At 48.3% G+C, this 9,978-nt stretch carries 6 protein-coding genes; all 6 read left to right on the forward strand.

Translation table 11 applies throughout. The features are described 5' to 3' along the window. The first annotated feature begins 9 nt into the window (after nt 1-9). Complete coding sequence (locus tag BBG47_RS20740) at nt 10-1,140, forward strand: amidohydrolase/deacetylase family metallohydrolase (RefSeq protein ID WP_065293306.1); 1,131 nt, start codon at nt 10-12, stop codon at nt 1,138-1,140. Next, nucleotides 1,094-2,206 (forward strand): DgaE family pyridoxal phosphate-dependent ammonia lyase, encoded by a 1,113-nt coding sequence (locus tag BBG47_RS20745; RefSeq protein WP_065293307.1) that lies wholly within the window; start codon nt 1,094-1,096, stop codon nt 2,204-2,206. The genes BBG47_RS20740 and BBG47_RS20745 overlap by 47 nt, the downstream gene beginning before the upstream one ends. Further along, the gene (gene dagF / locus BBG47_RS20750) at nt 2,199-2,954 is read left to right on the forward strand and encodes a 2-dehydro-3-deoxy-phosphogluconate aldolase (protein WP_065293308.1); all 756 of its coding nucleotides are present in this window, start codon (nt 2,199-2,201) and stop codon (nt 2,952-2,954) included. The genes BBG47_RS20745 and dagF overlap by 8 nt, the downstream gene beginning before the upstream one ends. Further along, on the forward strand, nt 2,947-3,984 hold the full coding sequence (locus tag BBG47_RS20755; protein WP_083189500.1) for a sugar kinase: 1,038 nt from the start codon (nt 2,947-2,949) through the stop codon (nt 3,982-3,984). Before dagF ends, BBG47_RS20755 begins: the two co-directional genes overlap by 8 nt. A 9-nt stretch (nt 3,985-3,993) precedes the next feature. Continuing rightward, complete coding sequence (locus BBG47_RS20760; protein WP_065293309.1) at nt 3,994-4,707, forward strand: GntR family transcriptional regulator; 714 nt, start codon at nt 3,994-3,996, stop codon at nt 4,705-4,707. Nucleotides 4,708-5,346: 639 nt separating this feature from the next. Continuing rightward, nucleotides 5,347-9,978: non-ribosomal peptide synthetase (locus tag BBG47_RS20765; protein WP_139070737.1), on the forward strand; the 4,632-nt coding region annotated here is incomplete at its 3' end.

Below are 9,978 nucleotides of genomic sequence, written 5' to 3' on the forward strand. Positions count from 1 at the left end.
GTGAGCAGCATGAGCGAACGGATCGTCGTAAGAGACGTGAAGAATGTGGACGGTACAGAAATAGACATCGTAGTTGAAGATGGAATTCTCTCAGCCATCACGGAAGCTGGCAAGGGTCAAGGTGACCGGATATTGGATTATAGCGGTACGGATACATACGTGTCGAGCGGCTGGATTGATATGCATGTCCATGCGTTTGAAGAATTTGATCCTTACGGCGACGCTATTGATAAGATAGGTGTCGAGCAGGGAGTTGCGACCATCATTGATGCCGGAAGTTTGGGGGCAGAGCGAATAGGGGAACTGAAGGAGAAGGCGGAACAATCTGTCACGAATGTGCTGGCATTCCTTAATATCTCCAAAATTGGACTGAAGCGTATCGATGAATTGTCGGATATGTCTTGGATTGATGAATCAGCGGTGAAGGAAGCGGTAGAACGATATAAAGACTTCATTGTTGGCCTCAAAGCGCGGATTAGTCGAAGTGTTGTGCTGGACAGCGGCATTGAACCGCTTCGCAAGGCACGGCAGTTTTCCGAAGACATGGGGCTCCCTGTTATGGTGCACATCGGGTCAGCACCTCCGGATATTGAAGAGATCGTTCCTTATTTGCAGCAGAAGGATGTCATCACACATTATTTAAATGGTAAAGCAAATAACTTATTTGATGCGAAGGGAGAACCGCTTCATGTGCTGAAGGAGGCGGTAGCACGCGGTGTCCATCTTGATGTTGGACACGGAACGGCCAGCTTCTCCTTCAAGGTTGCGGAAGCGGCTAAGTGTCATCACATTCCCGTGGATACAATCAGCTCAGACATTTATCGCGGTAATCGGCAGAACGGTCCTGTATACAGCTTGGCGCATGTGCTGTCGAAGTTCTTGTACTTAGGGTATACGCTTGAAGAAGTGATCGGCGGCGTGACGACACGTGCTGCGGGATGGTTAGGCAAGCCGGAGCTTGGTCGCATTCAAGTAGGAGATCGCGCGAACTTGACGCTGTTCGAAGTACGCAATGAGCCAATTGAACTCATCGATTCAGAAGGCGATGTCCGTATCGGGCATCAACATATCGTAACCAAGGGAGTGTTTGCGAATGGCGAGTACGTTGCATGTAAAGTACGGACTGAAGCGCGTCATTAATGCCAGCGGACGCATGAGTATTCTCGGCGTATCGGCTGTGTCCGATACAGTAATGGAAGCGATGAAGATCGGCGGACAGAGCTATGTGGAAATTGCCGACCTCGTCAATAAAGCAGGCGATTACGTTGCAGCGCTCATCGATTCCGAAGCAGCCGTTATTGTCAACTCAGCATCAAGCGGGATTGCACTATCTGTTGCGGCAATCGTGACGCAAGGCAACCGCCGCAAGAGTCTTCGCCTGCATCAAGATCCGATTGAGAAGAACGAGATCATTATTTTAAAAGGTCATAATGTCCAATACGGTGCACCTGTCGAGACGATGGTCTATTTAGGCGGCGGGAAACTCGTGGAGGTTGGGTATGCGAACGAAGGCAAGGCTGAGCATATCGAGGATGCCATTCATGAGAACACCGCGGCAATTCTCTATGTGAAATCTCACCATGCTGTGCAAAAAAACATGATATCCGTTGAGGAAGCTTGGGAAGTCGCGCAGCGTAATGGGGTGCCGCTCATCGTTGATGCGGCTGCGGAAGAAGATTTGCACAAGTATGTGCAGGTATCTGACCTTGCGATCTATAGCGGCTCCAAAGCAATTGAAGGTCCAACGACAGGCATAGTGGCGGGCAAACGTCAAGCCATCGAATGGGTGAAGGTACAGCTTCACGGGATCGGGCGGAGCATGAAGGTAGGCAAAGAATCCGTGTTCGGACTGCTGCAGGCTTTGGACGAATATATGGTGAAGGAAGACAAGAGCGAACAGGAGAAGGCAGAGCTTGCCAAGCTTATGCCGCTGAATGAGCTCCAGGGTGTCACATGCACGATTGTACAGGATGAAGCGGGGCGTGCAATATACCGTGCTCGCATTCAGATCGATCCTGCTCTGGCCAGCGCGACGGCGAAGGACGTTGTGAAGGGCTTGCAGGAAGGGGAAATCGCTATTTATACCCGTGACTATGGGGTTAGACAAGGATACTTCGATATCGATCCGCGTCCGCTTATGGGGGATGACATGGACGTCATTGAGTCACATATTCGCAAATTAGTGGGAGGGACTACTCATGTCTAATATGGATAAACGTTTATACAAAGGACGCGCGGCACTAAATGTGCTGGCAAACAGTGTGGAAAATGCAAAAGAAATTTTCGAGGCGGCAGAAGGTCATGTACTTGTTGGAGTCCTGTCCAAAAATTATCCGACGGTTGAGTCGGCTGTAGAAGCGATGAAGGAATACGGCGCTGCGATTGACGATGCAGTTTCAATTGGACTCGGGGCTGGCGACAATCGTCAAGCGGCAGTAGTGGCAGAGATTGCGAAGCATTATGGCGGCGGTCATATCAATCAAGTATTCCCTTCGGTTGGGGCAACACGCGCGAACTTGAATGGCAAGGATAGCTGGATTAACAGCTTGGTATCGCCGACTGGGCAGGTGGGATACGTTAACATTTCGACAGGTCCGGTAAGTGCGGATCAGGCAGACAAGGCCATTGTTCCTATTAAGAGTGCAATCGCGCTTGTACGCGATATGGGTGGGAATGCATTGAAATACTTCCCGATGAACGGGCTTGCCTGCGAAGAAGAGCTTCGGGCGGTTGCAAAGGCGTGCGGTGAAGAAGGGTTCGCACTAGAGCCGACTGGCGGCATTGATCTGGATAACTTCGAAGCGATCCTGCGCATTGCACTGGAAGCGAAGGTGCCAATTGTCATTCCACATGTGTACTCTTCAATCGTGGACAGTGCAACGGGCAATACGAAGGTAGAGGATATTCGTACTTTATACGCTGTGATGAAGAAGTGGGTCGAGTATTATGCCTAATGTGCCTAAGCTGGGCATGAAGAAGATAGCGGCCTTCGGCGAAGTGATGATGCGACTTACGGTGCCTGGCGTGGAGCGATTAAGCCAGGCAAGTCAGCTGGATTACTCGTTTTCGGGTACAGGCGTCAACGTCAGCTCGCAGCTTGCTCGCTTCGGCCATGATGCCTATTTGATTTCGCGGCTGCCAGACAATCCGCTTGGGGAAGCTGCGGAGGCATATTTGCGCAAGCTCGGGATAGGCACGGCGTTCATTAGCCATGGCGGCAAATACGTCGGCATGTACTTTTTAGAACAAGGATTCGGCCCCCGTCCTGGGCGCGTAACTTATACAGATCGTCTTGGAAGCAGCTTTAATACTGCGCCCGATGATGTGTATCCATATAGTGAGATTGCTGGCAGCATCGATGCGATTCACTTCTGCGGCATTGCACTCGCGATGAATGATAGTGTTCGCCAACATATGAAGGCATTAGCTGCCGCCGTCAAGGCTGCGGGAGGTACTGTCATCTTCGATTGCAACTATCGTCCTGCGCATTGGGGCGAAGAGGGCTATGTGAAGGCAAGAGCACATTATGAAGGGATGCTCAGGTTCGCGGACATTGTCATGATGAATGAGAAGGACGCGATGCTGACGCTCGGGATGGAGACGGAGAAGACGGAGCGGCGCGAACAGCTGGAGGAGTTGATTCCTCGAGTTGCAAAGCTGTATAATATTTCGGTCATAGCAGGTACTCACCGCGCTATTCACGAGAATCAGACGCATTCCTTGCAAGGCTTCATGTATAAGCAGGAATCCTTTACCTTCTCGGAACGATTAACGTTTGCGGTTCATGATCGGATCGGAGCGGGGGATGCCTATACATGCGGTATTTTGCACGGAGAATTCCAAGGCTTCGCTCCAGAGCAGACGGTAGAGTTCGCCGCTGCTTCCAGCATGCTTGCGCACACATTTGAGGGTGATACACCAATGGCCACGGAGCGTGAGGTGCTGCGAGCGATGGTGGAGTCTGGGATAGATGTAGAAAGGTAGGCAGTAACATTGAGATTGTCACGCAACAAACGTCCCTTGTACGTACAGGTAAGAAATATTTTGCGAGAGCGCATTTTGCACGGTGTATATCCGCTAGGGACATACATCCCTTCGGAACCGCAGCTTGAAGAAGAGTTCCAAGTTAGCAAAATTACAGTACGCAATGCAATTATTGAGCTTGTGCAGGAAGGGTATGTGGAGAAAGGAAGCGGCAAGGGAACCAAGGTCATTCGCAATACTTCCGTCTCGAAGCTGTCCAAATGGAAGCGGTTCACGGAAATCCTAGTCGAAGAAGGCCACAAAATTCAGAAAAGAGTCATTCGGGCCGAGGTCATACACAATGAAGCAGGAACGATTCCATTTCCATTGTTCGGGGGACATTGCCTGTGCATTGAACGGGTATATGATTTGAACGGAACGCCATATATTCACTATACCCATTATGTAAGGCTTCAGGAGGAAGGGCTCGATCTATCTGAATTGAGCGAGCAGTCGCTGTATGAATGGCTCGAAGATCAGCATATCGAGCTTGGAAAATATAAAGACGAGTTTGCTGTTGCGACTGCACCAGAAGCTGCGAGATCAATACTTGAAGTCAGTCACGAAATGCCGCTATTAAAGCGTTCCCGCTATTCTTATGACATTGACGGGGCGTTGATTGAATATAGCGAAGGGTATTATCATACGGAACTTCACAGCTATGTTGTCAATTATGATGGTTAAATCCATGCATGTTCGAATCAGATGTACGTAAATTCATAAAAGACAGTAGCCCGCTCTTCATGCAAATTTCAGTTCGATTGCATAGAGGAAGAGGGGCTTCTGTCTTGTTTTGTTTTAGAGGATTGTGCAGCAGTGGGTGAATTGTGAAAAATGATTGACAAAAAACGGTGATCATTTACAAAAAATTAAAGAATTATGCTAATTTATAGTAAATGATATTGTTAATGGCCTCAATACTGTATATAATACGTTATGGAAATCATTAACTTTCTCTACAAAAGGTGCATCTTCTTCCTCCATAGAATTACGCATGTAGAGTTTTATATGAGGAGGTGTCCAGCATCACAAGCAATGCCTAATTTGAGCCTCATACATGTCTATATTCGTTTCTGCCTCTACACTACTTCGTCGCAATTTGTCAGGAACAGGTTTTGCCCGTAATCCAACTTAGATCCCCATCACAGTTTACGATTTTTCAACAATAACCTTGATAGCCACGATCATGACGAGCAATTATAACTTCATATAGCCATGTATCTTATCTCTTCTGCGGATATGATTGTGAACTCTTTTGGAACAGAATCCACTGATGATGTTTCCGGACGCTTACGAATATTTTTCGAATAGGGGAGAGTCAACGTGAACGCGAATCCTAACGAATGGTATCCTTTGACGCAAGCGCAGCGCAGAATCTGGTACACAGAAATGATGCATCCTAATACGTCAGTTACTACCGTTGCTGGAACAATGTACATACGAGGCAAGGTAGACGTTGAGATTTTGAAAATGGCGATATATCAAGTGATCATGCAGCATGATGCCTTCCGAATACGAATCGCAATGACAGACAATCAGCCGAAGCAGCAATTTGCTCCCGTAGAGCAAATCGTCCCTCACGTTGATTACTTAGAGTGGGATAATCAGATTGAAGCTGAGAGCTGGTTACATCGATTTAATCATATTCCTATCCATATGTTCGACCCAGCGTTATATCACTTTGTCGTATTTAACGTCAATGATGAGGAAGCATGGTTCAATTTGAAAATGAATCATATTGTAACGGATGGAGTCTCTTCTCATCTTATCGTTTATAAAATCATGAAGAATTATACAGCAATGTTGAGTGGCAACGCGGACACGGATGAACAAGAGAGCACTTACCTGGATTACATATTCGCGGAACGAGAGTATGAACAATCTGATCGATACGCGAAAGATAAGTCATATTGGCTGGATAAGTTCAGCACAATGCCAGAAGTGATAAGTATCAAATCTTACCCTCCTCATTCAATCGGCACTGAGGCCAGTCGGACAAGCATCACGGTTAGCGGAGAAATGTACGAGAAGCTTTACCGATTTAGCCAGCAGCACAATATCAGTCTCTTTACTCTATTTCTAGGTTCTTTATACGCATTTCTATATAAGACGACAGGGAACAACGATATTGCTGTCGGTGCCGCTTATGCGAATCGAACTTCCAGGCAAGACAAGGATGCGCTGGGCATGTTCGTAAGCACGGTAGCCGCTCGTTTGACGATTACCCCAGACCAAGATGTACTAACCTTCCTACATAACGTTGCCAAAGAGCAAAAAGCAATTTTGCGGCATCAGAAGTATCCTTACAACCAGCTTATTCTTGATTTAAGAGAGCAAAATAATAGTGTTGAGATTCAGGATTTGTACCGTATTTCCATCGATTATATGCCGATACGCTGGTTCAGTCACGGAGAACTAGCCGCCCGCCAACGCAGCAGCTTTTGCGGTCATGAGGTAGACGATTTTGCAGTTCACGTAGAAGATATGATGGATGATAATCAGATCATTTTCAATATCGATTATCGCAAACAGTTGTTCGAAGAGCATGAAGTCATTCGTATCATCGATCAAATGATGACCATCGTTGATCAGATGTTGAGTAATCCGAGCCAGAGCTTGCAGCAGTTGTCCATGATCAGTGATAAGGAAGCTCAGATCATCCTGACACGCTTCAGCAACGGGAATTGGTCAACGCCGCAGCCTGTTGGACGAACGATTCACCAGTTGTTTGAGGAACAGGTCGAACGCACGCCTGATCAGGTTGCTGTCGTGTTCGGAGATCGGCACCTAACCTACAAGGAACTGAATGAACAAGCCAATTGCTTCGCTCGAACATTGCGAGCCCATGGTGTAGCAGCAGAGCAATTCGTAGGCATCATGGCAGACCGCTCGATTGAGATGGTCGTCGGTATACTTGCAATATTGAAGGCGGGTGGAGCCTACGTTCCGATAGATCCTGAATATCCAGAAGAGCGCATTTTATATATGCTGGAAGACTCTAATGCAAGAGTACTCGTATCGCAAAGTCATTTACAGACACGGCTCGGTTACACAGGAACATGGGTATTGCTTGATGATGAGAACGACTATGAAGCAAACCGCGATAACTTGGAGTCGGTCAACGAAGCACATCATTTGGCTTATGTCATCTATACATCCGGTACAACTGGCAAGCCGAAGGGCGTCATGATTGAGCATAAGCAGATTACAGCCTTGGGGGATGCATGGAAGCATGCCTATCAATTAGATGAATCGGGAATTCGGACGCTGCAATGGGCAAGCTTCTCCTTCGACGTATTTACGGGAGACATGGTGCGAGCGCTGCTGTACGGAGGCGAGCTTATCATCTGCCCAAGCGAAGCGCGAGCTAACCCTGAAGCGATATGCGAGCTAATCGCAAGACATCGCATCCACATATTCGAATCAACCCCAGCCCTCGTTATTCCGTTGATGGAATATGTGCATGAACAAGGGAAGGATGTAAGCAGTCTGCGCCTGCTCGTTGTGGGCTCGGATCATTGCCCGGCTGCGGAATATCGCAAGCTGATGGAACGATTCGGCTCGCAAATGAGGATCCTGAACAGCTATGGCGTGACTGAGGCTTGCGTCGATGCGTGCTATTACGAGAGAAATGGTAGTGTGGATTCCATCACCATGCTTCCGATAGGTAAACCACTGCCTTCGGTATCTATGTACATTCTAGACGAGAACAAGGCGCTTCAGCCAATTGGAATTGTAGGAGAGCTCTACATAGGTGGAGCCGGTGTCGGCAGAGGTTATTTGAACCGTGATGACTTGACAGCAGAAAAATTCGTTGATGACCCCTACTCACAAGGAAAGATGTATCGGACAGGTGATTTGGCAAGATGGCTGCCGGACGGAAACATCGAATACCTTGGAAGGCTCGATCATCAAGTCAAAATTCGGGGTAACCGGATAGAAATAGGGGAAATTGAAACGCGCATGCTGCAAACATCACTCGTGCGGGAAGCCGTTATCGTAGCGCGCGAGGATGAAAATGGACTGAAAGCTCTGTGCGCCTATTATGTTGCCGACAGCGAGATATCCGTACAGCAATTGCGTTCAACCCTAGCAGAACAAGTACCGGATTATATGATTCCGTCTTATTTCATGAAGCTGGAACGATTGCCGCTTACGCCGAACGGCAAAATCGATCGGAATGGATTGCCTGCACCGTCTGGTCAGGACTATTCCGGCAAGATTTATGTGGAGCCTCGTAACCAAGCGGAACAAACGCTGGCTAGCATCTGGAAAATGGTGCTTGGAGTCAAGCGAGTGGGTATTTTGGATCATTTCTTCGAGCTAGGTGGAGATTCGATCAAGTCCATTCAAGTATCTTCTCGCATGCAGCAAGCTGGATATAAGCTGGATATCCGGGATCTGTTCAAGTATCCGACCATTGAACAAATAAGTCCACATCTGGTGGAGGTTCAGCGAAAAGCTGAGCAGGGAGAAGAGAGTGGTGAGGTTGGGCTCACTCCTATATTGCGCTGGTATTTTGATCGAGATGAAGTGAGTCTGCATCATTACAATCAATCCATAATGCTGCACCGCAAGGATGGATTCGATGAAGCGGCACTTCGCAATGCATTGCACAAGATAACGGAACATCATGATGCGCTGCGCATGGTATTCCGCCGCACGGAACAGGGAGAATACGCGGCCTGGAACCGGAGAATCGAAGAAGGCGAGCTTTACCGTCTTGATGTGTTGGATATCAAGGAACGTTCCGCTGGCGTAGAAAGCGAAGAATCTCTTCACAACATGCTCATGGCTGAAGCCGATGTGATTCAGGCTGGGTTCGATATAGAGGCAGGGCCACTTGTAGGCGCAGGATTGTTCCGCTGCCCAGATGGAGATCACCTGCTTATCGTCATTCATCATGCTGTTATTGATGCCGTATCTTGGCGCATTTTGCTCGAGGATCTTGCCACCGGATACGAACAGGCACTTCAAGGCAGTGAGATTCGTCTCCCTGACAAGACTGACTCCTTCCGGTTATGGTCCAGACAGCTTTCAGCATATGCGCAGCAGTCTGACATGAACGAGGAGCTGAAATATTGGCAGCAAGTCGCACAGACGCCGATTACTCCACTGCCGACGGATTACGCGGGAATTGCTCTTCAACGGGATAGCGAATCGGTCACGGTTGAATGGAGTGCTATTGAGACCGAACTGCTGTTGAAGCAGGCGCATCGGGCCTATAACACGCAGATGGACGATCTTCTCTTAACGGCACTCGGCATTGCATTCCGGAGATGGTGTGGGCATGAGCGCATCCGAATTAATTTGGAGGGACATGGTCGGGAGTCGATCCTGCCAGATCTTGATATCACACGCACGGTAGGCTGGTTCACGAGTGAGTATCCGCAGCTTCTCGAGGTGGGCTCTGAGGAAGAACTGCCGCGAATCATCAAGTCGGTCAAAGAAGATTTGCGCAGCATTCCGAATAAAGGGATCGGTTACGGCATTTGTCGATATTTATCCAACACGGGTATTCGTGAGGATTGGGGAACAGCTCCTGAGGTTAGCTTCAACTACTTGGGGCAGTTCGACCAAGATTTCCAGAACAGCGGGTTTTCTCCATCGCCGTATACTACAGGCAGCAATATTGGGGGAGATCAGCAAAGACCTTATCTGCTGGACATGAATGGCATGGTCTCGGACGGTAAATTGCAGTTCGACATCAGCTATGGACGGACACAATATCGTGTTGAGACGATTGAGCGATTGGCAAGCTTGATTCGGGACAGCTTACTTGAAATCATCGAGCATTGTGTGGCCAAGGAGCGAACAGAGCTCACGCCAAGTGACGTGTCATTGCAGCGCATTAGCATTCAAGAGCTGGAGCAGATCGTTGAACGGACAAGCGGTATCGGTGAAGTGGAGGATATCTATGCATTAACGCCGATGCAGAAGGGAATGTGGTTCCAT

The organism is Paenibacillus sp. KS1, from assembly GCF_001680695.1.
Lineage (GTDB): Bacteria > Bacillota > Bacilli > Paenibacillales > Paenibacillaceae > Paenibacillus_B > Paenibacillus_B suaedae.